Source organism: Megasphaera stantonii (genome assembly GCF_003367905.1).
GTDB classification, from domain to species: domain Bacteria; phylum Bacillota; class Negativicutes; order Veillonellales; family Megasphaeraceae; genus Megasphaera; species Megasphaera stantonii.
On the sequence record NZ_CP029462.1, the window covers coordinates 2,306,065 to 2,332,195 of the forward strand.

The window sequence follows — 26,131 nt, forward strand, 5'->3', positions numbered from 1 at the left end:
CTCATGAGCACTGCTGATACGCAGTATTTAAATATTGTAGAAAACATTTTAGCACGGGGCTATTACGCCAACAACCGCACGGGCGTACCGACATATAAGCTGCCCCATCAAATCATGCAGTTTGATTTGGCTGAAGAATTTCCCATCTTGACGACGAAATTCGTCGCCTTCAAGACGGCTGTCAAGGAAATCCTTTGGATTTGGCAGCTCCAGAGCAACGACGTGAGGGAACTGCAGAAAATGAACTGCCACGTGTGGGACGAATGGATGCGGCCCGACGGCACCATCGGCAAGGCCTACGGCTATCAGATACGGAAATACAAGCAGGTAGACAAGCTCCTCGACATGCTGCGCAACGACCCGCAGAACCGCCGCATGATCGTATCGCTGTGGAATATTGAAGACCTGCCGGATATGGCGCTGCAGCCCTGCGCCTTCCAGACGCTGTGGGACGTGACGGATGGCCGCCTGAACTGCATGCTCATCCAGCGCAGCGGCGACATGGGGTTAGGCGTGCCGTTCAACATGACGCAGTATGCCGTGCTGATTCATCTCATTGCCCAGTCCGTCGGCCTGCAGCCGGGTTTGTTTACGCACGTCATCAACAACGCCCATATTTATGAAAACCACGTAGAAGCCCTCAAAACGCAGCTGGCCCGCCGCGGCGAAGCCATGGACGCACCGAAGCTCGTCATCGCTAAGGATATTACCGACTTCTACGCCTTTACGCCCGACGATATTGCCCTGGATAATTACCGGCATTTAGGAAAGCTGCCCATGGAGGTGGCTGTGTAAATGATACATATGATTGCTGCCGTAGCCCGCGACGGGGGCATCGGCAAGGACAACGGCTTATTATGCCATATTTCGGCTGATTTGAAGCGGTTTAAGGCGCTGACGATGGGATATACCATCGTCATGGGCCGCAAGACCTTTGAAAGCCTTCCGGGCCTGTTGCCGGGCCGGTCTCACGTTGTTGTGACGAGACAAGCCGCTTATGGCGAGGCCCATGACGGCATTCAGGTCTGCCATTCTGTCGACGAGGTCTGCCGCCTCATGGCCGACGGCGAAGAGTATTTCATTATCGGCGGCGCGGCCATGTACGAAGCGTTTATGGACAAGGCCGACAGCCTGTATTTGACAGAAATCGACGGCGTTTTTCCGGCCGATACGTTTTTTCCGGAATTCGATAGGAGCCAGTGGCAGATCTGCGAGCGGGAAGAGCATACGGCCGAAGAAGGAAAGGGGCATGCCTTCGCGTTTGTCCATTACGTCAGAAAATAGAATAAGAAGCGGCATGGCAAGGCGGCGCCGCAGCGTTTCTGCAAAACTTCCTATTGAGAATGGTACTGAAACATAGTAAAATAGTACCAGAGCCTGCGTGCTGTAAGTTTATGATTTATAGGAGTGATGTATTGTGTTGCAAGAAGACATGCGCCGCCGTTTGTACGTATCGGCTATGCAGCGCGGCGCTGCCGTATATGCTGTCCTGCTGCTGCCCCTTGGCTATGTCATGCCGCCTTATTTGGCTTGGGAAAACGGGGTATTGGAAATGCTCCAAAACATCGTTTTATTTGGCGATATGTGTTTGGCGGCCTATTTTTTCCGCAAGACGGCGGGAATGGGCGGAAAATCCATTCATCGGCTGTGGCTGGCGGCAGCCGGATATTTTTTACTGCTTCTGGGGCGGGAGCTCAGCTGGGGACGAGTCTTTTTCCCGACGGGAATGGACAGCCACGGCCCGACCTTTGTGTCCATGAATTCGATTCCCGGTCATGAAATGATACACGCCGCCATCGGCGTATATACGGCCGTCGTATTTTGCTCTCTCGTCGCTTGTATGCCTTGGAAGAAAATTCTTCATGATATTCCCTTTCCCACCTTTTTATTCGGCATCTTGGCGGCAGCGGCCGTGCTGGCGTCCTGCGGCGATAAGGGCTTGCTGTTTCATTCGTATATGGACGCCAACGTGGAAGAATTATCTGAATTATTGGTATACCTCGTCCATGGGTATTTTGCCTGGTATTATTACGAGTGGTTCCGGCGCCTGACGTAACAATAGCATATGCGGCTATACGAAATATTGCATGCTTCTTGCCCTATAGGGCGGCGTCTTGCCGTGCGGCGGCGGACTGTGATATCCCCTATGCAGGGGAGGGATGCATTATAGGTTACGCCGTAAATATATGGCATAATACAGCCATAAATTTGGTTGACATTGCTTATCGGTTATGTTACACTAACACAAGAGCTAGAAGCTAGCTGGAATTGTTTTTTTAGGAGGATTTCGTTATGCACGGAAAAGTAAAATGGTTTAGCGCAGAAAAAGGTTATGGCTTTATTGAAAGAGAAGATGGCGGCGATGTATTCGTACATTTCTCGGCTATCCAGGAAGAAGGCTTCAAATCCTTGACGGAAGGTCAGGAAGTTGACTTCGAAATCGTTGATGGCGCTCGTGGACCTCAGGCTGCTAACGTAGTTAAAGCGTAATAGCGTTCACAAAACCAAGTTCATAAATCGACCTTTTAACCGGTGACCCTGTTGTTGCCGGTTTTTTATATGCCCGTCGAAAGATAGGTTTTTCTAGGTCAAGAGGCGGCAAGCTGCACTGGCGGCATAAGGAAAAGAGAAAACGATTTGTATCCTGTGCCGGTAAAAAATATACTGCAACTATTTATATGCGTATGGAATAATCGGCGTAATCATGCGGATTTATAGCTGTATGTCAGTTGATACATGCATTAATTTGTATAAAATATGCATAAAAACTTGAAAAGTTATACTGTCTGTGCTATGATATGCACAGACAGTATTGTTTTTCAAGTTTGGAGGATGCATAGAATGAAACACGCAAATAGTTTTGCTGAGTATACGGCAGATGAAATCAAAGGAATCTTATTGTTAGCCGAAAAAATCAAACAGAATCAGAAAGCTTATTCCCATATTCTGGAAGGCAAGAAATTATACACCTTGTTTGAAAAAACATCGAATCGGACCTACCTGTCCTTTGCTATCGGCATGGAAGAATTAGGCGGCCGTCATTACAATCAGAAATGGGCGGACAGCAATTTCACCATCGGCGATTTGGGCAGTGAGGTAAAATATGTCTGCCGCAACGTCGACTGCATCATGGGCCGGTTTAAGAAAGCCGAAACGACGCATGGCTTTATGAAGAACGCCACCGTTCCGGTCATCAACGGCTGCGACAATACGTTCCATCCGACGCAGGCCCTGGCCGACATGCTGACCCTGTATGAAAAGACGGGCCGCTTTGACGTGAAGGTACTGTACATCGGCGCGAAAAACAATACGTACAATTCCCTGAGCGAAATCGTCGCCAAGCTGGGCGGCACGATGTACGGTTTGACGCCGTTCAGCCAGGTCATGGCCGTAGGCGGCGAATTTTACGACGAATTGAAGCAGACGGGCCATTATGTCGAAGTGCCGACGGATATTTCTCAGGCCGACTTGAAAAAAATCGTCGCCGACGTAGACTGCGTATATACCGATACGTGGGTAGATATGGAATTTTTCACCAATCCCGAATATAAGGAAAAGAAAGAATCTATCATCAATATGATGATGCCGTACCAGATTAACGCGGACCTGCTCGAAGGAACGGATACGATGGTATTCCATGATATGCCCATTCATCCGGGCTTTGAAATTTCCCAGGACGTCATGGAGGCCCATATGGAAACCATTCTCGACGAAGCGGAAAATCGCCGTCACGCCGAAAAAGGGCTGCTCGTCTACTTGATTACAGGTACCTTGGACTGGTAAGATATTCTCATATTAGCCGATATATGCAACACACCCGGCACAGCGCGTTTCAGGCGAAATCGCGCCGTACAGGGTGTGTTTTCATTTTACCGAGAGGAATGCTGTTCAGTCCGTTCTCCTTCTTCCTGAAGACGGCGGCTGTACGCTGCCAGACGCTCTTCCAGCGTGCCCGTATGAAGCTCGAACAGGTGGTTGTCGTAGTCGTAAAAATAAAGGGAACGGCCCTCGCCGGGGATGCGGCTCCGCGCCTCCCGCATGGGAACGCCGGCCTTCGTCAGCCGCTCTTTATAGGCCTCAAACTCGCCGTCGCTGATTTGGAAGGCAATGTGGTTGTACGTTTGTTCCGGCAGGGACGGCCCTTCCATGATGACGAGCCATAAGGAGCCGACGAGGAAAAATCGTTCCCGCGACAGGGAAAAGGTACGGCTGCCGCTGTCGTAGACGATGCGGGCGGAAAAGATGGTCTGAAAAAATTCTGTCGCTTTGTCCAGATTCTGAACGATAAATGTCATGTGGCTGACGCCGGAAATCATAGGCGATCCCTCCTGTGTGAGTTTGTTTTACTATACCATAACCGATGAAGGCGCACAAGGCCTCAGGGAAGAAAGGCGTTCCAGCTTCGGAAAGGGCCTCGACAAGACGGAGAGTTTTTGATAGTGTATATATGAATCTTTTAATAGGATATAGAGGGGGATAGTGCATGAGAATTTTAGTGGCAATGGAAGTCCATGAAGAACATGTGCGTTGGATTGAAGAGGCCGCGCAGGGCCATGAGGTCGTGTATTGGCCCGTCAAGGGGCTGGTCAGCGCCAGCGTATCAGAAGAAGAATTAGCCAAGGCCGACGTTATCATCGGCAACGTTGTGCCTGCCCAGCTGCGCCATGCCCGCAGGCTGCGCTGGCTTCAGGTCAGCAGCGCCGGCGCCGACGCATACTGCAAGGACGGCGTCATGCCGGCCGGAGCGGCCCTTACGAATGCGACAGGCGCTTTCGGCCTGGCCATAGCGGAGCATATGACGGCCCTGGTTTTTGCCATGATGAAAAAGCTGTACCGATACTACGACAATCAGAAAAACGCCGACTGGCATGACGAAGGCCAGGTAGAGTCGGTATACGGAAAAACGGTCCTGGTCATTGGATTCGGCGATTTGGGCCGCCAGTTCGGCAAGCGCATGAAGGCCATGGGTGCTCATGTCGTCGGCATGCGCCGCCGTAGTGGCGACGTGCCGACTGAAGCCGATGAAATGGGTACGATGGATAAGCTGGACGAGTATCTGGCCAAGGCGGATATTGTAGCGTCGTGCCTGCCCAACACGGCGGAAACGTATCACTTGTATACGAAGGAACGCTTCGACGCCATGAAGAAGGGCGCTTATTTTATCAACGTCGGCCGGGGCAGCAACGTCGTGCAGGACGATTTGTGCGCCGCTGTCCGCAGCGGGCACTTGGCCGGCGCTGCCGTCGACGTGACGGAGCCGGAGCCGCTGCCGGCAGACAGCCCGATGTGGCACACGCCGGGGCTTTACGTTACGCCTCACGTATCGGGCGGATACCATTTGCAGGCTACGCACGACAACATCGTCCGCATTGCCGCTGCCAACCTGCGTCATTTCCTGGCCGGCGAGGCGCTGGAAAACGTCGTCGATTTCGCCACTGGATATAAGAAATAAGGGAAAACACATGAGAAAACCCGCAGTAACGCGAGATAGTATTCGCTGTTACTGCGGGTTTTTCGGCCGAATAATGGGTATCGTCCGGCTTCCTTTATCGATAAAGTGAGCCGTTCCGTTCGTCGTGTCGATGAGGGCTGCTTTGAAAGCTTCCGTCCGTTCCTGCGGAATTTGCAGGGTAAAGGTTACGGTGTCGGAAAAGGCGCGGTCGGCGACGAGGATATCGAAGGACGGAGTCATCCGTTCCAGCGTGCTGACGAAGGAGTAGGAGACGGTAACGTCGGCAATGTCGTAGGGCTTATAATCGGCGATATCCGCTGCCTGAAGCCCCAGGGTGACGGCGTGGCTGTAGGCCCGGATCAGGCCGCTGGCGCCGAGCTTGACGCCGCCGAAGTAGCGCGTAACGACGACGACCGTATTGGTAACGCCGCTTTTTTTCAGCGTTTCCAGCATAGGCCGCCCGGCCGTTCCTGACGGCTCCCCGTCGTCACTCGATTTCTGCAGGGCGCCGTCGACGCCGATTTGGTAGGCGTAGCAATTATGATTGGCATCCCAATACTGCTTGCGCAGTTTTTCAATGCACGCCGCTGCTTCTGCTTCGCTGCGGACCTCTGCCAGCGTCGCGATGAAGCGGGATTTTTTTACGATGTATTCCGTTTCGGTCCGGCCGTATACGGACGTGATAAAAGAAGTAGTCATAGATAATCTGTCCTTTGCACTATACTTTTCTCTTATCATATCGCATTTGGCGGCGTTTGACAAAGGGGAAGCGCTATTTCCGCATCGACAGGTCTTCGATGTTCAGCAGCGTTTCGATGGCTTGCTGCTGCGATTGCGGCAAGGCGTGGATCGCCCGGATGATGCGGCTGTCCTTTTCGGAAATCGAAGCGCAGTACTGACAGTCCGATTCGTGTTCCTTATCATCCTGACAGAACATTCCCGGCCTGCCGACTAAGATGCAGATAGGGATTTGGAAAAAGTCGGCCATTCGCAGCAATACGGAAATGTCAGGGGAATACAAGCCCGTCTCCCATGAATACACGGCTTGCTTGGACATGCCGAACAGCGCGCCGAATTCCGTCTGCGTCAAGCCTTTTTTCTTGCGGTAATACCTGATTTCTTGTCCTAGTGTCATAATGTAATCTCCCAGTGTGAACAAATGATACGTTATAGTGTACTGCCCTTATTATAAGGTGAATAGAAATGCAAGTCAATACAAAAATTGCATATTCCTTAATCTTGTCAAAAAATATCTGAATATTTAAAAGATAAGATAAATTCTATTACTGCAACTATTTACACTTAAATCATATAATATGCATACATATGAATAAAAATTCTATAAATAAGGCGTAAACACTGGGATTGTTAATAATAAAATATTATATATGCGATAAATATAATTTATATTGAAAAGAAAGTATATACTAAATCGTGGAGGCCTTTTTGGTCGGCTGCGCCCATCAGTTCCCGGGCAGAGTGCATGGCTAAGATAGGAATGCCGACGTCCATGGTCCGGATGGGTAGATTGGCTGATAAGAGGGAACCGAGAGTCGAGCCGCCGGGCATGTCGGAGCGATTGACGAACCGCTGGCAAGGAATATGGGCCCTGCGGCATAAGGCGACGACAGCGGCCGCCGCTTCGGCGTCGCCGGCGTAGGACTGGCTGGCCGCCGTTTTGAGAGCGACACCTTGGCCGAGGCGGGGCATGTTGGTAATGTCGCACTTTTCCGGTACGTTGGGATGCATGGCGTGGGCGACGTCGAGGGACAGGATGAAGGCGTCGGACGCGTCGATGCGATACTCCCGGCGCGTATAGCCGAGGGAGGCGTAGAGTTCTTCTAACAGGGCGGGGAAGGCCTGGGACAAGGCGCCCTGTTTCGTCCGGCTGCCAACCTCTTCATTGTCGAACAGGGCGACGACGTGGAGGCCGTCGTGTCCCTTGCTTCGGACCAGACTGTCGACGCAGGCGTAGGCCGACGTCAGGTTATCCAGGCGGGGAGAGGAAATGAATTCGTTTTTCAGCCCCATCAGGCAGCCTTCTTCACACAAGTACACCGTAAGGTCGTAAGATAAGATATCCTCGGGCCGGCAATGGCATTCGGCGGCGAGAAATTGGAGAAAATAGGAGGCGTCGTCGCCTGGCCCCGTCAATGTCATGAGAGGCAGCATGTCTTTTTGAGGATTCAGGGCTACGCCGTCGTTGACATGGCTGTTCATGTGTATGGCCAGGCGGGGAATCGTCAGCAGGGGACGCCTGGCGTCGATCAGATGTACTGCCGGCTTGAAGGGATCGTCGCTGGCCACGGCTACCTTGCCGGCCAGGGACAGGGGCCTGTCGAGCCACGATTCGCGGATCATGCCGCCGTAAATTTCGACGTTGAGCTTTCCGTAGCCTTTTTGCGCCAGCGCCGCCGCCGGTTTGACGCGGAGGCAGGGAAAATCCGTATGGGCTGCGGCGATGCGCAGGTTAGCCCGCGGGTCAGGGCCAATTGTAAAGGCGATGAGGCTGGAATCGTAAAGGGAAATATAATATCCCTGACGAGGCTCCAGCTGCCAGGGCTCGTTCCAGCGCAGTTCCCGGAACCCTGCTTCCTTCAAGATGGCCGCGCTGGCTTTTACGGTGTGATAGGGCGAAGTGGCTTGGCTGATAAAATGCAGCAGGCGCTGCGAAAGATGTATGTCAGAGTATGTCATAATCGTACCGTCCTTTTCTGGAAAACTAGTATATCTTGGTATTTATTATAGCATATCTGGGAAATATGCGTTTAGAAAGGACATTTGCACGAATAAGCATGACGAATAGGGGAGGAAGCAGAAGGTTTCAGGAATTGCATGCTTTTTACTGTCTTTAATGAAATCATGCATTGAGTTTAAATAAATAAATTTAATAAAAGAAATTTCTTTAAAAATATCAAACAACAAGCAGATAAACATTGACATAAGTAAAGTGAGAAGTTTATAATAAGTATTGTAATTTGATGTATGCGAAAAAGGTATACTGAGCGGAACGCATGCGATGGTTAATGGTAGTGTATTTTCCTGACGAACAGCCGTTTCAGGGCATATGCCGCCGAAAATTTATGATGACAGAGGTGACGTAGTATGAGTGAACAAAATGCGAAAGTCGTTCGTGAAGATTTGAACCGCGGCCTGCAGGAAAGGCACATCCAGCTGATTTCCTTTGGCGGGGCCATCGGCGTCGGCTTGTTCTTAGGGTCGGCGTCGGCTATTGAAAAGGCCGGTCCGGCCGTCGTCGTAGCCTACATTATCTGCGGCCTGGCTATTTTCTTCGTCATGCGGGCTATGGGCGAAGTCGTTGTCGAGTATCCCGTATCGGGCTCCTTCAGCGCCCATGCCTATCAATTCTTGAATCCCTTGGCCGGATATATTTCCGGATGGAATTACTGGTATTTCTGGATTGTTACCTGCATGGCTGAGATTACGGCCGTCGGCGTGTACATGCATTTCTGGTATCCCGACTTGCCCCAGTGGATATCCTGCCTGGCTGCGCTGGCTATCATGACCTGTGCCAATTTGATTTCCGTCAAGGCTTACGGGGAATTTGAATTCTGGTTCGCCCTTATCAAGATTATTACCATCATCTTCCTTATCATTACGGGCGGCGCCATGATTTTCTTCGGCTTCGGAAATAACGGCGTGGCTGTCGGCCTCAGCAACCTGACGGCGCACGGCGGCTTCTTCCCCAACGGCTGGGAAGGCGTGTTCGGCACGCTGGTCATGATTTCCTTCGCTTACGTCGGCATCGAGGTCATCGGCGTGACGGCCGGCGAAGCCCACAATCCGGCGAAGACCCTGTCCGGAGCGATCGACAAGGTGCTGTATCGAATCCTTTTGTTCTACGTACTGGCCTTATTGGTCATCATGGCTATTTATCCTTGGAACCAGCTCGGCCATCAGGGAAGCCCCTTCGTCATGGTATTTGAAAAATTAGGCATCAGCAGCGCGGCTCATATCATCAATTTCGTCGTCATTACGGCGGCTCTGTCTTCGTGCAACTCCGGCATTTACAGTACGGGGCGCATGCTGTACAACCTGTCCCTGCAGGGGAAGGCGCCCAAGTCGCTGAGCGTCGTCAGCTCTCATAAGGTGCCGTACCGCTGCATACTCGTATCCGTATTGTTCATGCTTATCGGCGTCGCCATGAACTATTTCCTGCCGGCGCAGGTATTCGTCATCGCTACGTCTATCAGCTCCTTCGCCTGCATGATTACGTGGAGCCTCATCTTGTTCAGCCAGATGAGCTATCGCAAATCGCTGAGTCCGGAACAGCGGAAATCTATTCGCTATAAAATGCCCTTATCGCCGTATTCTAACTATTTTGCACTCCTCTTTTTCGTCGTCGTCGTCATCTCGGCGGCCTTCGACGCCACGACGCGCATCGCCATTTTTGCGACGATCGTGTGGGTAGCGGCCTTGCTGCTCGTCTATTACGGCACGGGCGTTCATAAGGCGGAAAAAATCCGTTTCGAGCATTATAAGGGAGACGCCGTGGACCCGTCCAACCGGTAGGCCCGAATCTTGAAAAAGACGATAGCGTGCAGTATAGTTATAGTAGAAATCATATAAGCAACGTAGGGAAAGCAGTTGCCGGTCAGGACGACTGGCGGCTGCTGTTCCTTTTTAGACAGGATGGTGACAACCCATGGATGTACTGGAATTAACGGAGCATTTTACGAAACGGCCTGTGTGGGCCCAAATTGATTTAGACGCGGCGGCGTATAATATGCAGCATATTCGTCAGGCCGTCGGGCCGGATACGCTGATTACGTCCGTCGTCAAGGCCAACGCCTATGGCCACGGCGCGGTAGAGCTGGCGAAGGTGTTTTTGGAAAATGGAGCGGATCGGCTGGCCGTTGCCTGCGTCAGTGAGGCCGTAGAGCTGCGGCGGGCCGGCATTACGGCGCGCATCGTCATCCTGGGCCATACGGACGGCCGCCGGGCGCGGGACGTCGTGCTGTACGGCATCGACGCCGCCGTATTTCATTATCAGGATGCAGTCCTGTTTTCCGAAGAAGCGCAGCGGCAGAATCAGACGATACATGTTCACATCGCCGCCGATACGGGTATGGGACGCATCGGCTACCGGCCCAGTGAAGAAAGCATCGCAGAAATCAAGAAGATCGCAGCCTTGCCTCATGTAGCCATTGAGGGGCTGTTTACGCATTTTGCCGTCGCCGATATGGCTGGCGACGAGTCGGTGGGCTATACGAAAAAGCAGTACGAAGCCTTTGCCTGGTTCTGCCGGCGGCTGGAGGAAGAAGGCGTTCCCGTTAACGTCCGCCATTGCTGCAACAGCGCCGGCACGGCAGTGTATCCCGATTTCCGCTGCGACATGGTGCGGCCCGGCATTATCCAGTACGGATACAATCCGTCCGACGAAGTGCCGGTCCCGTCTTTTACGCCCCGGCCGGTCATGTCCCTGCGGTGCTGCGTGACTCACATCAAGACGATTGAACCAGGCGATACGGTCAGCTATGGCCGTCACTTTACGGCAAAGCGGCCGACGGTCATTGCGACGCTGCCGCTGGGATATTCCGACGGCTATCCCCGCGTCTTGTCCAATCGGGCTGAGGTCCTCGTCCATGGACGGCGGGCACAGCAGGTCGGCAATATCTGCATGGATCAGTGCATGATCGACGTGACCGACATTTCCGGCGTTCAAATCGGCGACGAAGTCGTGTTGTTCGGACAGCAGGGCGGCGAAGCGATTCTGTTGGAAGAAATTGCCGGATTGATCGGCACGATAGATCATGAAATTCTCTGCAATATTAACCGCCGCGTCCCCCGCGTGTATATTCAAGGGGGAAAGGTCGTTAAGCGCGTAGAATATCTATTCGAATAGGTTCGGCAGCAGGCCATTGAGGATGGGCCGCTAAATACAGGTTCTCAATATAGGCGCGGCAGGACGTACGTTGCTTTGTACGGACTGCCGGGCCTATTTTTTGTTGCTTATTCTGCGGCCCCTATGGTATTATATAATGTAAACCTCAATGGGGCATCCTTGTCATAACGCAAGCCCTGATAGAGCGTCATTGCAGATATATTCGTGGAAACGGAGAGAACCTACATTGGATATTATAGAAAATAAATTCTACTTTTTGCTTACATATGGATGTCAGATGAACGAGTCCGACAGCGAGCGCTACGCCGGCCAGCTGGAATCGCTGGGGTATCGCCGGACGGAAGACATGGATATGGCAGACGTCGTCCTGCTCAACACCTGCTGCGTCCGCGAGACTGCCGAAGGAAAGATCCTGGGAAAAATCGGCGAGCTCAAGCACGTCAAGCAGCATAACCCGAACCTCATCATCGCCGTCACTGGCTGCATGGCCCAGGAATGGCAGGACCGCCTGTTTGAACGGGCGCCTCACATCGATTTGGTCATCGGCACGCATAATATACACAAGCTCGTCGAGCTCATTCGGGAACGGCAGGCTAAGTCAGGCCATTATTTGGAAGCCGACATGACTGTACCGGCCTTTCACGATTTGCCGACGAAGCGGTTCCAGAAATTCTTCGCCTGGGTGCCGATTATGAACGGCTGCAATAAATTCTGCACGTACTGCATCGTTCCCTACGTGCGGGGCCGCGAAGTAAGCCGGCCTATTGCCGACATCGTCAGGGAAATCGAGGAGATTGCCAAAGAAGGCTATAAGGAAATTACCCTGCTGGGGCAAAACGTCAATTCGTACGGGCTGGATTTAAAGGACGGCACCGATTTTTCGGCCCTTCTCCAGGCCGTGGACCGTATCGACGGCATCGAACGGGTGCGGTATATGACCAGCCATCCCAAGGACATGACCTTTGCCATGATCGATGCTATCGCCGACAGCAAGAAGGTCGTCAACCACATGCACCTGCCGATTCAGAGCGGTTCCGACGAGCTGCTGAAAAAAATGAACCGGGGCTATACGGTAGACCAATATATGGAACTGGTAGAATACGCCCGCAAGCGCATCCCCGACCTGGTTCTGACGACGGACATTATCGTCGGATTCCCCGGCGAAACGGAAGAGATGTTTTGCCAGACTCTGGATCTGCTGAAACGGGTTCAGTACGACATGGCTTACACCTTCATTTATTCGCCTCGCACGGGGACGCCGGCAGCCAAGATGGATCATCAGATTCCCCAAGAGGAAAAGAGCCGCCGCCTGCAGCGCCTCATGGACGTGCAGAACGTATATAGCCTGCAGCTGAATCAGGCTATGGAACATAAGGAATACGAAGTCATCGTCGAAGGGCCGACTAAAAACGACGAAAACCACTGGTTCGGCCGGACGACGGGCAATAAGATGATTATATGGGAACACGACGGGTCCGCAGCCGTAGGCGACACCGTAAAGGTCGCCGTCGATAAGGGGCAGACCTGGGTATTGAAAGGACATTTAATTCATTAAGGAGGCAGCGCGTTGGCTGATACAGTAAAGTTGACTCCTATGCTTAAGCAGTATTTGGAGGTCAAGGCTCAATGTCCGGATAAGATATTGTTTTTCCGGCTTGGCGATTTTTATGAAATGTTTAACGACGACGCTTTGACGGCATCGCGGGAATTGGATTTGACGCTGACCGGACGGGGCGTCGGAAATAAGGAACGGGTTCCTATGTGCGGCGTGCCCTTCCACTCGGCCGACACCTACATCGAGCGGCTGGTCCACAAGGGCTACAAGGTGGCGATCTGCGAGCAGATGGAAGACCCGAAAACGGTCAAGGGCATCGTCAAGCGCAAGATCATCAAGGTCATCACGCCGGGGACAATTACCCTGGAAAATGCCGTAGCCTCGAAAAAGAACAACTATATCAGCTGCGTCTGCGCGCGCGACACGTCGATTGCCGTCGCCCTGATGGACGTGACGACGGGAGAATGCCTGTGGTCCCTATGCAACGCCGGCGCCATGGACGACGTGCTGTTTGATATTTTTTCGGTATATGAGCCGAGCGAGCTCATATACGCCCATATGGACGAATACATGGACGCCGTCCAGGCTTATCTGCGCAGCCGGCTGGCCCAGTGCGCAGTGACGCCCTTTGCCGCTGACGATGCCGCCGACTACGAAGCGGTCGCAGTCCGGTATTTTGGGGCGGAAGCGGTAGAGGAAGCGAAGGGAGCAGCGGCCTGCATCGGCATGCTCCTGACCTATGTCGGCGAAGTCATGCAGTCCGATATCGGCCATATCAACTCGCTGGAACGCATTGACAACGAGCGCCGTCTGGTCATCGACGCCGCCAGCCTGCGCCATCTCGAAATTACGCAGAACGTCCGCGACGGCGGCCGCAAGGGCACGCTCCTGTCGATTTTGGACAAGACGAAGACCGCTATGGGCGGCCGGCTGCTGCGCAAGTGGCTGGAAGCGCCGCTGGTGCGCATGGCCGATATTACGCTGCGCCAGGACGCCGTCGAAGAGATTCTCAGCCATGAAATCATGCGGCAGGATCTGGCCGATACGATGGACCGGATTTACGATTTCGAACGCATCCTGACCCGCATCGAAACGGGGACGGCCAGCCCGAAGGACCTGGTGGCCCTGCGGGAATCTCTGGCGGCAATACCCCAACTCCGGTACATCCTGGAGCAGGCCGATGCGGACCTGCTCCAGCGCCTGCGCGATCGGATCCAGACGCACGACGATATGTACGACCTGCTGTGCCGCAGCATCAAGGACGAGCCGGGACTGGTTATCCGCAACGGCGGCGTCATCCGCGACGGCTATTCAGCCGAGCTCGACGAAATCCGCTCTATTGCCGCTAACAGCAAGGCCTATTTGAAGGAGCTGGAAGAGCAGGAAAAAGAAAAGACGGGCATCAAGATGAAAATAGGCTATACGAAGGTATTCGGCTATTACTTTGAAATTTCCCACGCCAATACAAAGCCTATTCCCGATTATTACGTGCGCAAGCAGACGCTGGTCAACGCCGAACGGTATATCACGCCGGCGCTGAAGGAGTTTGAAGTCAAGGTGCTGACGTCGCAGGAACGGATGCTGGAGCTGGAATACCAGCTTTTCGGCCAACTCCGCAGGGACATACAGGGCCATATCCGGGAAATGCAGCAGACCGCCCGGGCCATTGCCCGCGTCGACTGCCTGTACAGCCTGGCCTGCGCCGCCCATGACAACCACTATATACGGCCGGGCCTGAATACGAAGCAGGCCGTGCAGATCAAGGACGGCCGCCATCCGATTATTGAAAAATTCCTGAAGGACGAGCTGTTCGTGCCGAACGACGTGACGCTGAACCACAGCAGCCATGAAATCCTGGTCATCACCGGCCCGAATATGGCCGGCAAGTCGACGTACATGCGGCAGGTTGCCGTCCTGGTACTCATGGCTCAGACTGGCTCGTTTATCCCGGCCCGCGAGGCGTCTATCTGCCCGGTGGACCGTATTTTCACCCGCATCGGCGCCAGCGACGACATCCTGAGCGGTCAGAGCACCTTTATGGTAGAAATGAAAGAGGTATCTTATATTTTAAGCCACGCGACGGAGCGCAGCCTCCTCGTCCTCGACGAAATCGGCCGGGGCACAAGCACCTTTGACGGCATGTCCATTGCCCGGGCTGTCATCGAGTATTGCCTGAAGCACATCCACGCCCTGACGCTTTTTGCCACCCATTACCACGAATTGACCGACATGGCCGATACGTCGGAAAAAATAAAGAACTACACTGTGGCCGTAAAGGAACGGGGCAAGAATATAAAATTTTTGCGGCGCATCATTCCCGGCGGCGCCGACCGCAGCTACGGCCTGCACGTAGCCCGGCTGGCCGGCCTTCCCGAAAGCCTGCTGAAGCGGGCCGACGTCATCCTGTCGGAACTGGAGTCCCAGGGAGCCGTGGCGACGCCGGTGACTAAAAAAGAAAGCCGTCCGCCGGCGGACAGCCTGTTTACCGATCCCGTGCTGGAGCGGCTGTTGTCCGTTGACGTGTCGAGTATGACGCCTATTGAAGCGATTTCATTTCTCTACTCCTTGCAGAAAGAAGCTAAAGAAGGGAGCGGCATGAATTGAGTTCTATTATAAATTTGCTTGACGAGGCGACGCGCAATAAAATTGCCGCCGGCGAAGTCGTAGAGCGGCCGGCGTCGTGTGTCAAAGAATTGGTGGAAAACGCCATCGACGCCGGCGCGTCGGCTATCGAAGTGGAAATAGCCGATGGCGGCCAGTCGTATATGCGCGTTACCGACGACGGCTGCGGTATGAGCCCCGAAGACGCGCGCAAGTGCATTATCCGCCATGCGACGAGCAAGATCAGCGCCGTCGAAGATATCTTTGCCATCAGCTCGCTGGGGTTCCGCGGCGAAGCCGTACCCAGCATCGCCGCCGTATCGCATATGCAGATTACGACGCGCCGGCCTGACGACGACTTTGCTACGCATCTCCTTCTCGACGGCGGCGAGATTACCAGCGAAGACCAGATCGGCGCGCCTGTAGGCACGACGATGGAAGTAAGCGATTTATTTTACAATACGCCGGCCCGCCGCAAATTTTTGAAGAGCGAGCGGACGGAAAGCTCCAAGATCAGCGAAATGATTACCAAGCTGGCCTTGTCGCATCCGTCCATTGCCTTTACCTTTACGAATAACGGCCGGACGACGCTGCATACGGGCGGAGGCGGCGAGCTGAAAGAAACGATAGCCAATATTTACGGCGCGGCGCTGGCGAAGGAAATCTTTTCCATTTCTCATGACGACGGCGATATTGCCATTGAGGGCTACGTAGGCAAGCCGTCGGTGTTAAAGAGCACGCGGGCCTGGCAGACCTGCATCGTCAACGGCCGCATCGTGCACAATCCCCTCATATTTAAGGCCGTGGAAAACGCCTATCACGCCATGCTGCCCAAGTCGGGCTACCCCTTTGCCATGATTCACATTCACATGGATCCGGCGGCGGTAGACGTCAATGTTCATCCGGCCAAGACGGAAATAAAATTTGCCGACGAACAGGCCGTGTATCGGGCCGTGTACCACAGTATCATTACGGCTCTGGTAGCCCAGGAAAAGCCGGAGGACATTGCGACGAACATCGACATGCTGCCGCAGCAGATACAGCGCAGGGAAGCGGAGGAAGAGGCGTTGGAGCTGAAAGAGCAGACGGCGGCTCCGCCGGCACAAGCCCAGGAACTTCCCTTTGAGGACCTTTCGCCCCTGCCGCAGCGGCGCGCCGACGCTGTACAGGAACCGAGGCGTATGCCCGTGTGGGAAACGAGAGATGTCGTGACTCCCGTATACAGCCGTCAGGACGAGACGGGCAGAACGGCTGCGCGGTCGTCGGCCAATACATATGAGCCCTCCCGGTCTTCAGCTGACGATTGGGACGCCTTTAGCCGCGAACTGGCGTCGAAGGGGCAGGCGGCGCAGGACGACGCGCCGGTCATTACCTTCGACGGCGATGAAGACGTATTTATTCCTCTGGGCGAGGTAGCCGACTGCTTCATTATCGCCAAGAAGGGCCAGGATTTGTACATCATAGACCAGCATGCAGCCCATGAACGGATACGATACGACAAATTCTGCCGGCGGGCGGAGAAAATGCCCAGCCAGCAGCTTCTGACGGCGGAATTCGTGGAAGTCGACGGCGACGACATGACCTTGCTTCTGGAACGGCCGGACGTATTCGCCGATTTGGGCTATACCTATTCCGAGGCGGGGCCGTCGACGCTGCGCGTGGAAGAGGTTCCCTGCGACTTGCCGACGAGCCAGATAGCCGATTCTCTCGAGGATATCTGCCGGGCTCTTCACGAAAACGACGCCGTAGACAAGGCGGCGCTGCGCCATCGTTCCCTGGCGTATTTATCGTGCCACGGCGCGATCAAAGCCGGCGACGCGCTGAATATCCGCCAGATGAAGCAGCTGCTGGAAGACTTATTCCATACGGATAAGCCCTATGTATGCCCGCATGGCCGGCCGATTATCGTGCGCTTTACGCCGGACGAGCTGGCGAAATTATTCAAACGGACGTAGCGATGGAAAAAATATATGTAACGCCTTCGCTGAAGGCAAAAGATACGTTGACCAAGGAAGCCCGCGTCTGGGCCGATGAAATCGGCGCCGCCTTCGTGCCGCGCCGGGGCCGGACGATGGAAGAATTGCAGGCTGCGTACGGAGAAGATATCCTCGTGTATACGTCGCGGGGGCCGCAGCTCAAGAGGGCTGAGGGCACTCACTTTTTCAGTCTGAATATGGCAGAGCTTCGCATTCAGCATATTCGAAGGGGGCAGACAGATCATCTGCTCGAAGCTATCGGAGCGGAAGGGCCGATACGGCTCCTCGACTGCACCTGCGGCTTTGGCGCCGACGCGATTACGGCGTCCTTTGCCCTGCCTGCCGGGTCCGTCGTCCATGGGCTGGAAGCTTCGCCGCTGCTGGAAGCCGTGACGGAATGGGGATGCCGGTACTTTTGTCATGAAATGGACGATGTGACGGCGGCCTTGCGGCGCATCCAGGTGCGGCGGGGAAATTATAAAGAGTATTTAGAAGACGAGTCGGCCCCTCCGTACGACGTATTGTATTTTGACCCTATGTTCAGCCGGCCCGTGGCGTCGAGCTGCCAATTCCAGCCCGTGCGGCCTATTATGGATCACGAGCCGCTGACGGTGGAATCCCTGCGGCTGGCCGTCAAAAAAGCGCGGCGGCGCGTCGTCGTCAAGGGCCGGTATTTCCGCGAGCTGGAACAGGCGTTTCCGCAGATGAAGCGGTACGGCGGCAAATACAGCCGCGTCGGCTACGCCGTCTTAGACGGGGAGGCATAAATGGAGAAAGTAATTGCAATTATCGGCCCGACGGCCGTCGGCAAGACGGCCCTGAGCTTTTCCCTGGCCGAACATTTTCATACGGAGCTCATTTCCGGCGATGCCTATCAGATTTACAAGCGCATGGACATCGGTACGGCCAAGCCGACGGCCGGCGAGCTGCGCCGTTATACCCATCACCTCGTCGACATCGCCGAGCCGGACGAGCCCTATTCGGCGGCCTTGTTCTGCCAGATGGCCCGGAAGGCTATTTCCGACGTAGCGGCGAAGGGGAACATCCCCATTCTCGTCGGCGGAACGGGATTGTATGTCCAGGCATTGCTGGAAGGCTACAGCTTTGATAGCTCCGGCGCCGACGAGGCGCTGCGGCAGAAGGCCAGAGAGCGTATCGCTGCATTGTCGGAAGTCGAGCTGAAATCCTACATTATGGAGCAGACGGAGTGGCAGCCTGCGGACTGGCATGAACTGCTGTCGAATACGAACCGCCTCGTGCGCCTCATGGCGGCGATTGAAAAGGGCGAAGGCCGGCAGCTTGTGCGGGCCGGAAAGGCGGAAGGCCTCGTGTACGACGCTTTCGTCGTCGGCTTGTCCCTGCCGCGAAGCGAATTGTACGAGCGCATTGAACGGCGCGTCGATTTGATGCTGGAAGCAGGTTGGCCCAAAGAGGTCAAGGGGCTGCTGGACGCCGGCGTATCACCTCAGTGCCAATCCATGAAGGCCATCGGCTACGAAGAACTGACATTGTACGCCCAGGGAAAGATGACGCTGGCAGATGCGGCGGAGCGCATTAAAATACGGACACGGCGCTTTGCCAAGCGGCAGATGACCTGGTATCGCCGTATGCCCTATATACGCTGGTTTGAAAAAGAACAGTACCCTTCGGAAGCAGCGCTGGCCGACGATGTCATCGCCTGGATTGAGGGCAGATAATATATACATAATTATAAGAATAAATTAGAATCGTTCCTGCAAAGAGCAAAGACAGGATGCAGGGAACGCAGCAGGAGAAAGGATCTGAGTTTTTGTCTATCGATTTGGAACATATCAGAAAGCAGGCTATGGCGGCCTGCGCCGCTCAGTTTGAACGGATTGACGCGATTTGCCTGCATAACACGCAGAAGGTACTGCAGGCGTATAGAGAATGCCAGATTTCGTTGTATCAGTTTGCCGGTACGTCCGGATACGGATACAGCGACATGGGACGGGAAAAGCTGGACGAAGTATTCGCTCACGTGTTTAAGGCGGAAAAAGCCCTCGTACGGCCCCACTTCGTATCGGGGACCCACGCCCTGGCTACGGTGCTGTGTGCCCTCCTGCAGCACGGCGATACGATGATATCCCTTATCGGCGCGCCGTACGATACGATGCAGAGCGTTATCGGCTATGCCCACGAAACGCCGCATTCCCTGAAGGAAAAGGGCGTCATATACGATGAAGTGCCGCTGAAGAACAATGCCTATGATTTGGAAGGCATCCGGGAAAAAGTAGGGGCGGCCCAGCCGAAGCTGGTGCTGATTCAGCGTTCCCGCGGCTACAGCACGCGGGCGTCCTTGAAGATTTCCGATATCCGCGAAATCATTCAGACTGTCAAAGCCGTAAGCCCGCAGACGATCTGCTTCGTCGACAACTGCTACGGCGAATTCGCCGCCGAAGAAGAACCGATTGAAGCCGGCGCCGATATTATCGCCGGCTCGCTCATCAAAAACCCCGGCGGCGGCATTGCGCCGACAGGCGGCTACATTGCCGGCCGGGAAGATTTGGTCTCGGCGGCGGCGGACTATTTGACGGCGCCGGGACTGGGCGACGAACTCGGCTCCTATGCGGCAGGCTACCGCTTGTTCTTCCAGGGCTTTTTCATGGCTCCTCATGTGACGGCCCAAGCCATTAAAGGAGCCGTCTTTGCGGCGGCCGTCTTCACCCAGTTGGGATTCAAGGTATCTCCGCTGCCGGAAGAAGAACGGTACGACTTGATTCAGACGATTTATTTGGAAAATGAACAGAACATGTGCCTGTTTTGCCAGGGAATTCAGTCCTTCTCGCCAGTTGACGCCCACGTCACGCCGATTCCCGACGACATGCCCGGCTATGCCGACAAGATCATCATGGCTGCCGGCGATTTCGTGCAGGGCTCGTCCATTGAATTGTCGGCCGACGGTCCCATTCGCGAGCCCTATATGATTTATCTTCAGGGCGGCATCGTCTTTGAACACAACGTATTGGCCGTCATGAGCGCTGCCAAGTATATCAGCGACCATGCCGAAGGAGAACGGAATGATTAAGGAAGTCCTCGTCGTCGAAGGCCGCTCTGACGTGGCCCGCATTCAGGCCAGCGGCATCGACGCCGACATGATTACGACCGACGGGTTTAACCTGCGCCCGGATACGATCCGGCAAATACAGTATGCCTATGAAAAGCGGGGCATCATCATCCTGACCGACCCGGACAGCGCCGGCGAGCGCATCCGCAAGTATTTGACCGAGCGCTTTCCCGACGCCAAGCACGCTTTCATTCCCCGCAAGGACGCCATCGCCAACGGCGACCTGGGCGTAGAACAGGCGTCGCCCGAAGCGATTCGCCTGGCCTTGGAAAAGACGCGCTGCGCCGTGTACGAGCCGGAAGAACAGTTTACGATGGCCGACGTCGTATTGGCTGATTTGAACGGCTCTCCCGAAGCGGCGGACCGCCGGGCTGCCGTCGGGGCCATTCTTGGCATCGGCTACGGCAATGCCAAGCAATTTTTAAAGCGCCTCAATCACTACGGTGTTACCCGCGCCGAATGGGAAGAGGCCCTCGCCAAGATAGAGGAGGTAGACGACAGTGAAAGACGTTGATTTGTCCAATCCCGACGTAGTACGCTACGTCGTCAATCGCTTCGGCCTGCGCATGAACAAGAAGCTGGGCCAGAATTTTCTCATCCGCCATGCTGTCGTCGACGATATCGCCGCAGCGGCGGAGCTCAAGCCCGGCGATCCCGTGCTGGAAATCGGGCCGGGCATCGGCACCCTGACCCAGGCGCTGGCCGAAACGGGGGCGGCTGTAACCGCCGTTGAGCTGGACGACCATCTGCTGCCCGTATTGGACAAGACGCTGGAGCATTACGACAATGTCCGCGTCGTCCACGGCGATATCATGCGCATCGACATTGCCGAAACGATGAACCATAAGCCTTTTAAAGTCTGCGCTAATCTGCCCTATTACATTACGACGCCGATTATCATGAAGCTTCTTGAGCAGAAGCTTCCCATTGAAAAAATCGTCGTCATGGTGCAGAAGGAAGTGGCCGAACGGATGGTAGCCGCGCCGGGTAGCAAGATATACGGGGCCTTGTCCGTGTCGGTCCAATACTACACGGAGCCCCGGATGTTGTTTGAAATTTCGCCGAAATGCTTTATGCCTGCGCCGGAGGTTACGTCGGCCGTCGTGTCCATGGACGTGCGGCAGACGCCGCCCGTGCAGGTGCAGGACGAAAAACGGTTTTTCCAGGTCGTCAAGACGGCCTTTTCTCAGCGCCGCAAGACCTTTTCCAATACCCTTAAATCGGCGGGCTTGTCGAAAGAGCAGATTGCCGGCATATTGGAAGCCAGCCGTATAGACGGCAGCCGCCGCGGCGAAACGATGAGCTTGCAGGAATTTGCCGACGTAGCCGACGCCTGGAGCCATATGGCGGCGGATGAAGGGAAGTAATATTTCTTTGAGGAGGATTCAGACTATGGCACAGATTATTTCGTTCGGCGGACATACGCCGCAGATAGACCCGACGGCATATATTGCCGAATCGGCTGTCATTATTGGCAACGTTACGATTAAAGCCGGCGCGAATATTTGGCCCCACACCGTGATTCGCGGCGACGAAAGCCAGATTATCATCGGTGAAAACGTCAGCATTCAGGACAATTCGACGGTTCACACCTATCCGGCCCTGCCCATGATCATCGGCGACAATACCCTCGTCGGCCACAACGTCATCCTGCACGGCCATTCGATTGGCAAGGGCTGCCTGATCGGCATGGGTTCCATCCTCATGGACGCTACGGAAATCGGCGACGAATCGATCATCGGCGCTGGCACGATGATTACGAAAAAGAAGGTCATTCCGCCCCGTTCCCTCGTATACGGCACGCCGGCCAAGGTAGTCCGCGAGCTGTCTCAGGAAGAAGTCGACGGCGTACAAAGCGAGGTCAAGCTGTATGCCGATTTAGGGGCGGAGTACAAGAAGATACAGGGGGAATAGACTATGTTTTCCTATGAAATGCCGACAAAACTGTACTTTGGCAAAGGCTGCGTAGCCGAAGCCGGCGACGACGTCAAAGCCTTGGGCAGCAAAGCCCTCCTCGTTACGGGCCGCCGTTCGGCAAAGCAAAACGGCTCCCAGGCTGCCGTCGTATCCCTGCTGGAATCCTTGGGAATCGAATGGGTCTTGTTCGACGACGTAGAAGCCAATCCGTCTGTCGAAACGGTGCGCAAGGGCGCGGCTTTGGGCCGGCAGGAGGGCGTCGATTTCGTCGTCGGCATCGGCGGAGGCTCGCCTATGGATGCGGCCAAGGTCATTGCCCTGCTGTGTACGAATGAATTGGATGACGCGGCCCTGTTCAAAGGCCCGTATAAAGCGCCCTTGCCGATCGTCGCCGTGCCTACGACGTCGGGTACCGGCAGCGAGGTGACGAAGATCAGCGTGCTGACGAATCACAGCGCCGGCACAAAACAATCGGTCAAGTCGCCGCTCTTATATCCGAAGCTGGCTCTGGCCGACCCGTCCTTTACGATGGACGTGCCTGAAGCCGTCACGATCGATACGGCTATCGACGCCTTATCCCACGCCATAGAAGGCTACATGGCCAAGGCTTCGACGCCGGTCAGCGACGTGTGGGCCGAAGAAGCCATGCGGTTCCTCGGCGTTCATCTGACGAACCTTCGCGGCCACTTGCCTTACGCTGTCCGCGAAGACCTCATGTACGCCTCGACCTTGGCCGGCATCGTCATTTCTCAGGCCGGCACGACGCTGGTTCACGGCATGGGTTATCCCCTGACCTATTATAAAGGCCTGTCCCACGGCCGGGCCAACGGCCTGCTCCTGCCGCAGTACATGAAGCTCATGGAAGAATCCATGGCCGATAAGGCGGAACGGGTATGGGAAATCCTAGGATTTTCCGACGCCGAAGACTTTGGAGCCTTCATGAAAGACCTCATGCCCGAAGTGGTGGAGCTGAGCAACGAAGACGTTGCGAAATTCACGGCCATGACGATGAAGACAAATTCCGTGAAGGCTACGTCCTATGACGTGACGGCCGGTGTAGTGTCGAATATCTACAAGGCTATACGAAGATAATATATGTAACGATAGGAGAGGGTGATTGCCTGAGAGGCGGGCAATCACTCTTTTTGTGAATGTTTGCTGACAAATAACGTACAGCCTATTTACATAATCTATGATATAATAGCCTATATGTATTACTTGGATTGGCTTGTAAAGGAGGACTCATGGCAGAATTATTAGCGCCGGCAGGTTCGCTGGATCATGTGCTGTCGGCTATTGACGCCGGGGCGGACGCCGTGTATTTAGGCGGCAAGTCGTTTAACGCCCGCAAGTTTGCCCACAATTTTTCAGATGAAGAATTGGCCGAAGCCGTGCGCATTGCCCACGTATTCGGCGTAAAGATATATGTGACCGTCAACATCGTCATGGCCGATAAGGAGCTCAAGGCTCTGACGGGCTATTTGAAATATTTGGACTCCATTGGAGTAGACGGCATCATCGTGCAGGATTTGGCCGTCGCCGCCATAGCCCGCAAGGCTGCGCCCAATCTGCCCCTGCATGGCAGCACCCAGATGACCGTCGCCGATTTGGACGGCGTGCGCTTTTTGGAACGACTCGGCTTTACGCAGGCCGTCCTGGCCCGGGAAGTGTCCCTCGATGAAATCCGGGAAATATGCAGTCATACGACGATGGCTATTGAAGTGTTTATTCACGGCGCGTCGTGCATGTCCTATTCGGGACAATGCCTCATGAGCAGCTTTATCGGCGGCCGCAGCGGCAACCGCGGCGCCTGCGCCCAGCCGTGCCGCCTGCCGTACAATTTGACGAAAGACGGCAGCCCTTTGCTGAAGGAAGGCGCCTATATCCTGAGCTTGAAGGATTTGAACAGCCTCGAATATATCGACGCACTCATGGACGCCGGCGTGTCTTCCTTTAAAATCGAAGGCCGCATGAAGGGGCTGGGCTATGTCCGTTCCGTCGTGCAGGCTTACCGCCGCGTCATGGACAGCCATTGCCGCTCGGCTCAGGAGCGAAAGGACGCCATGGCTGATGCGGTGCAGCTGACGGCGGAAAGCTTTAACCGCACGTATCAGCACGATTTCCTCGCCGGGACGGTAGGCCGCCGCACTCTTACCGAGCAGGGCGGCGGCAATCAGGGACGGCGCGTCGGCATAGCCTCGGCATATCGGGACAACGTCGTCGATGCCGTATTGGACGAGCCCCTGGCTGCCGGCGATATGATCAAAATCGTCGCGCCTGACGGACGGGAATGTATCGATGAAGTTCGCTCTGCCGTCGGTACGTTTTCCAATAAGAAGCAATTTGTCCTGGAAATGCGCCGCAGCGATTTGCTGACCGGCACCATATACCGGCTGGCCCGCAAGGAAGACCGGCAGAGCCATGCCGAAGGGCTGCAGCGGCGCATCGCCTTGTACTGCCACGTCGATGCAGACGGCGAAGGGCGGCTGCGGCTGACGGGATGGGATGAAGGAGGCCATACGGCGGACGTCGTATCGGACTATGTCGTGCAGAAGGCGAAGAAGCGTCCGGCCACGGCCGAATGGGTGAAGAGCCAGCTCGATCGCCTCGGCGATACGCCCTTTACGCTGGCCGACGCTACGATTTGGGATGAATCGTATATGATTCCGGCCAGCGTGCTCAACGAGCTGCGCCGCCAATGCGCCGATAAGCTGACCGAAGATATTCTGGCGGAGTACGTCCGCCCGTCGGCCGGGACGCCGTCTGACGACTGCTTTGTCCAAGCCTCAGGCAATGGGCAGCGCATACCCTTATCCATAGCCGTCCGCTGCGATTCCATAGACGCCGTCCAGGCTGCCGCAGACAGCGGCGCCGACCGGGTGATTTTCGGCGGTGAATCGTACCATCACCATTCGTTTTCTGCCGCCCAATGGCTGGAAGCCGTCCGCATTGCTCATGAACGGGGCGTTTCCTTGTGGGCGGCGACGCCCCGCGTCGTGTCGCAGCGGCACAACGGGTTGGTGCGGCGTGAGCTGGAACAGGCCCTGCAGAGCGGCGTTGACGGCGTGTACGCCGGTTCTATGAGCGTGTTTTCCATGCTGCGGGATATGGAGGCCCATATACCCGTATATGCCGATTGGCCGTTAAATATATTCAACAGCGCGGCGGCAGGCGAATACGTGCGGCTGGGCTGCGCCGGCATTACCGTGTCTGCCGAAGCGACGCTGCGGCAGATAGGGAAGATAGCCGAAGCTGTCCGCTGCCCCGTCGAAGCCGTTGCAGCAGGACGGCTGGAAATGATGATTACCGAATCATGCGCCGTCGCGGCCTTCGCCGGAACGGGCCGCAAGACCGACTGTTCCGCTCCCTGCATGAAAGGCGGCTTTGCCTTGGAAGACCGGCGGAATGAACAATTTCCCGTCGTGACGGACCAGTATTGCCGCAGCCATATCCTGAACAGCAAAGAGCTGGATATGGTTCCCTATTTCAACGAGCTGAAGCGGGCCGGCATTTCTGTACTGCGCATTGAAGGACGGGGATGCTCTCCCGAATGGATAGGCCGCACGACGAAGCAGTATGTTCGTCTCCGCGACGGCTTGGAAACGATGGTCTTCGGCAAGGAAGACCGCGGCGTTACGCGAGGCCATTTTTTCCGCGGTATTTTATAAATCAGGAGTAA

At 55.0% G+C, this 26,131-nt stretch carries 23 protein-coding genes; 19 read left to right on the forward strand and 4 right to left on the reverse strand.

All coding sequences use genetic code 11. The features are described 5' to 3' along the window. Positions 1–3 precede the first annotated feature (3 nt). The 5 genes from DKB62_RS10950 (at position 4) to DKB62_RS10970 (ending at position 3,783) form a co-directional block, all read left to right on the forward strand. Positions 4–795, forward strand: coding sequence for a thymidylate synthase (locus tag DKB62_RS10950; RefSeq protein ID WP_095629422.1), 792 nt, complete (start codon positions 4–6; stop codon positions 793–795). Further along, positions 796–1,284 (forward strand): dihydrofolate reductase, encoded by a 489-nt coding sequence (locus DKB62_RS10955; RefSeq protein WP_107196499.1) that lies wholly within the window; start codon positions 796–798, stop codon positions 1,282–1,284. Between the two features lie 133 nt (positions 1,285–1,417). Beyond that, a complete protein-coding gene (locus tag DKB62_RS10960) occupies positions 1,418–2,056 on the forward strand; it encodes a hypothetical protein (protein ID WP_107196500.1) in 639 nt (212 codons plus the stop codon). Between the two features lie 236 nt (positions 2,057–2,292). Further along, positions 2,293–2,490, forward strand: coding sequence for a cold shock domain-containing protein (locus DKB62_RS10965; RefSeq protein WP_087478254.1), 198 nt, complete (start codon positions 2,293–2,295; stop codon positions 2,488–2,490). 351 nt (positions 2,491–2,841) lie between these two features. Next, positions 2,842–3,783, forward strand: coding sequence for a Rossmann-fold NAD(P)-binding domain-containing protein (locus tag DKB62_RS10970; protein ID WP_095629425.1), 942 nt, complete (start codon positions 2,842–2,844; stop codon positions 3,781–3,783). Positions 3,784–3,869: 86 nt separating this feature from the next. Here the strand turns inward: DKB62_RS10970 and fosX are convergent, their stop codons facing one another. Then, entirely contained in the window at positions 3,870–4,316 is a 447-nt protein-coding gene (gene fosX, locus DKB62_RS10975; protein WP_095629426.1) for a FosX/FosE/FosI family fosfomycin resistance hydrolase, read from the reverse strand. 167 nt (positions 4,317–4,483) lie between these two features. Here fosX and DKB62_RS10980 point away from each other — a divergent pair, with 167 nt between their 5' ends. After that, entirely contained in the window at positions 4,484–5,452 is a 969-nt protein-coding gene (locus tag DKB62_RS10980; RefSeq protein WP_107196501.1) for a D-2-hydroxyacid dehydrogenase, read from the forward strand. A gap of 48 nt (positions 5,453–5,500) precedes the next feature. Here DKB62_RS10980 and DKB62_RS10985 read toward each other — a convergent pair whose 3' ends face one another. The 3 genes from DKB62_RS10985 to DKB62_RS10995 all read right to left on the reverse strand — a co-directional run bounded on the left by DKB62_RS10985 (position 5,501) and on the right by DKB62_RS10995 (position 8,149). Beyond that, complete coding sequence (locus DKB62_RS10985) at positions 5,501–6,151, reverse strand: YigZ family protein (RefSeq protein ID WP_087478258.1); 651 nt, start codon at positions 6,149–6,151, stop codon at positions 5,501–5,503. Positions 6,152–6,224: 73 nt separating this feature from the next. Then, positions 6,225–6,587 carry a helix-turn-helix transcriptional regulator gene (locus DKB62_RS10990; protein WP_095629428.1) on the reverse strand — a complete coding sequence of 121 codons (363 nt, stop codon included), beginning with the start codon at positions 6,585–6,587 and terminating at the stop codon, positions 6,225–6,227. Positions 6,588–6,856: 269 nt separating this feature from the next. Beyond that, on the reverse strand, positions 6,857–8,149 hold the full coding sequence (locus tag DKB62_RS10995) for a M18 family aminopeptidase (protein ID WP_107196502.1): 1,293 nt from the start codon (positions 8,147–8,149) through the stop codon (positions 6,857–6,859). Positions 8,150–8,557: 408 nt separating this feature from the next. Between DKB62_RS10995 and DKB62_RS11000 the strand changes: the two genes are divergently transcribed. The 13 genes from DKB62_RS11000 (at position 8,558) to DKB62_RS11060 (ending at position 26,120) form a co-directional block, all read left to right on the forward strand. Further along, positions 8,558–9,985: an amino acid permease gene (locus DKB62_RS11000; protein WP_087478261.1), complete on the forward strand. Its 1,428-nt coding sequence runs from the start codon at positions 8,558–8,560 to the stop codon at positions 9,983–9,985. A gap of 133 nt (positions 9,986–10,118) precedes the next feature. Next, complete coding sequence (gene alr / locus DKB62_RS11005) at positions 10,119–11,318, forward strand: alanine racemase (RefSeq protein ID WP_107196503.1); 1,200 nt, start codon at positions 10,119–10,121, stop codon at positions 11,316–11,318. Between the two features lie 277 nt (positions 11,319–11,595). After that, positions 11,596–12,873: a tRNA (N6-isopentenyl adenosine(37)-C2)-methylthiotransferase MiaB gene (miaB, locus tag DKB62_RS11010; RefSeq protein WP_232818828.1), complete on the forward strand. Its 1,278-nt coding sequence runs from the start codon at positions 11,596–11,598 to the stop codon at positions 12,871–12,873. Positions 12,874–12,912: 39 nt separating this feature from the next. Beyond that, the gene (gene mutS / locus DKB62_RS11015) at positions 12,913–15,477 is read left to right on the forward strand and encodes a DNA mismatch repair protein MutS (RefSeq protein ID WP_107196505.1); all 2,565 of its coding nucleotides are present in this window, start codon (positions 12,913–12,915) and stop codon (positions 15,475–15,477) included. Then, positions 15,474–17,429, forward strand: coding sequence for a DNA mismatch repair endonuclease MutL (gene mutL, locus DKB62_RS11020; protein WP_107196506.1), 1,956 nt, complete (start codon positions 15,474–15,476; stop codon positions 17,427–17,429). The genes mutS and mutL overlap by 4 nt, the downstream gene beginning before the upstream one ends. 2 nt (positions 17,430–17,431) lie before the next feature. Beyond that, positions 17,432–18,217: a class I SAM-dependent methyltransferase gene (locus DKB62_RS11025; protein WP_095629433.1), complete on the forward strand. Its 786-nt coding sequence runs from the start codon at positions 17,432–17,434 to the stop codon at positions 18,215–18,217. Beyond that, positions 18,218–19,147, forward strand: coding sequence for a tRNA (adenosine(37)-N6)-dimethylallyltransferase MiaA (gene miaA / locus DKB62_RS11030; RefSeq protein ID WP_107196507.1), 930 nt, complete (start codon positions 18,218–18,220; stop codon positions 19,145–19,147). It begins immediately after the preceding gene. Positions 19,148–19,245: 98 nt separating this feature from the next. Beyond that, complete coding sequence (locus tag DKB62_RS11035; RefSeq protein ID WP_198643538.1) at positions 19,246–20,496, forward strand: methionine gamma-lyase family protein; 1,251 nt, start codon at positions 19,246–19,248, stop codon at positions 20,494–20,496. Continuing rightward, positions 20,489–21,049: a ribonuclease M5 gene (gene rnmV, locus DKB62_RS11040; protein ID WP_087478269.1), complete on the forward strand. Its 561-nt coding sequence runs from the start codon at positions 20,489–20,491 to the stop codon at positions 21,047–21,049. The genes DKB62_RS11035 and rnmV overlap by 8 nt, the downstream gene beginning before the upstream one ends. Further along, positions 21,036–21,902, forward strand: a complete 867-nt coding sequence (gene rsmA / locus DKB62_RS11045) for a 16S rRNA (adenine(1518)-N(6)/adenine(1519)-N(6))-dimethyltransferase RsmA (protein WP_107196509.1) — start codon at positions 21,036–21,038, stop codon at positions 21,900–21,902. The genes rnmV and rsmA overlap by 14 nt, the downstream gene beginning before the upstream one ends. Before the next feature lie 25 nt (positions 21,903–21,927). Continuing rightward, a complete protein-coding gene (locus DKB62_RS11050; RefSeq protein WP_107196510.1) occupies positions 21,928–22,449 on the forward strand; it encodes a gamma carbonic anhydrase family protein in 522 nt (173 codons plus the stop codon). Positions 22,450–22,452: 3 nt separating this feature from the next. Continuing rightward, positions 22,453–23,544, forward strand: a complete 1,092-nt coding sequence (locus DKB62_RS11055; protein ID WP_107196511.1) for an iron-containing alcohol dehydrogenase family protein — start codon at positions 22,453–22,455, stop codon at positions 23,542–23,544. Between the two features lie 152 nt (positions 23,545–23,696). Next, positions 23,697–26,120 carry a U32 family peptidase gene (locus tag DKB62_RS11060; protein ID WP_107196512.1) on the forward strand — a complete coding sequence of 808 codons (2,424 nt, stop codon included), beginning with the start codon at positions 23,697–23,699 and terminating at the stop codon, positions 26,118–26,120. Positions 26,121–26,131: the final 11 nt, after the last annotated feature.

Excerpts from the sequence above, each read along its gene's own strand:
- DKB62_RS10965 (WP_087478254.1), top strand. The coding sequence starts at position 2,293 with ATGCACGGAAAAGTAAAATGGTTTAGCGCAGAAAAAGGTTATGGCTTT.
- fosX (WP_095629426.1), bottom strand. The coding sequence starts at position 4,316 with ATGATTTCCGGCGTCAGCCACATGACATTTATCGTTCAGAATCTGGAC.
- DKB62_RS10970 (WP_095629425.1), top strand. The coding sequence starts at position 2,842 with ATGAAACACGCAAATAGTTTTGCTGAGTATACGGCAGATGAAATCAAA.
- DKB62_RS10985 (WP_087478258.1), bottom strand. The coding sequence starts at position 6,151 with ATGACTACTTCTTTTATCACGTCCGTATACGGCCGGACCGAAACGGAA.
- DKB62_RS10990 (WP_095629428.1), bottom strand. The coding sequence starts at position 6,587 with ATGACACTAGGACAAGAAATCAGGTATTACCGCAAGAAAAAAGGCTTG.
- rnmV (WP_087478269.1), top strand. The coding sequence starts at position 20,489 with ATGATTAAGGAAGTCCTCGTCGTCGAAGGCCGCTCTGACGTGGCCCGC.
- DKB62_RS11050 (WP_107196510.1), top strand. The coding sequence starts at position 21,928 with ATGGCACAGATTATTTCGTTCGGCGGACATACGCCGCAGATAGACCCG.
- miaB (WP_232818828.1), top strand. The coding sequence starts at position 11,596 with ATGAACGAGTCCGACAGCGAGCGCTACGCCGGCCAGCTGGAATCGCTG.
- DKB62_RS11000 (WP_087478261.1), top strand. The coding sequence starts at position 8,558 with ATGAGTGAACAAAATGCGAAAGTCGTTCGTGAAGATTTGAACCGCGGC.
- DKB62_RS11060 (WP_107196512.1), top strand. The coding sequence starts at position 23,697 with ATGGCAGAATTATTAGCGCCGGCAGGTTCGCTGGATCATGTGCTGTCG.
- DKB62_RS10995 (WP_107196502.1), bottom strand. The coding sequence starts at position 8,149 with ATGACATACTCTGACATACATCTTTCGCAGCGCCTGCTGCATTTTATC.
- DKB62_RS10955 (WP_107196499.1), top strand. The coding sequence starts at position 796 with ATGATACATATGATTGCTGCCGTAGCCCGCGACGGGGGCATCGGCAAG.
- DKB62_RS11055 (WP_107196511.1), top strand. The coding sequence starts at position 22,453 with ATGTTTTCCTATGAAATGCCGACAAAACTGTACTTTGGCAAAGGCTGC.
- alr (WP_107196503.1), top strand. The coding sequence starts at position 10,119 with ATGGATGTACTGGAATTAACGGAGCATTTTACGAAACGGCCTGTGTGG.
- DKB62_RS11025 (WP_095629433.1), top strand. The coding sequence starts at position 17,432 with ATGGAAAAAATATATGTAACGCCTTCGCTGAAGGCAAAAGATACGTTG.
- miaA (WP_107196507.1), top strand. The coding sequence starts at position 18,218 with ATGGAGAAAGTAATTGCAATTATCGGCCCGACGGCCGTCGGCAAGACG.
- mutS (WP_107196505.1), top strand. The coding sequence starts at position 12,913 with ATGCTTAAGCAGTATTTGGAGGTCAAGGCTCAATGTCCGGATAAGATA.
- DKB62_RS10950 (WP_095629422.1), top strand. The coding sequence starts at position 4 with ATGAGCACTGCTGATACGCAGTATTTAAATATTGTAGAAAACATTTTA.
- DKB62_RS10980 (WP_107196501.1), top strand. The coding sequence starts at position 4,484 with ATGAGAATTTTAGTGGCAATGGAAGTCCATGAAGAACATGTGCGTTGG.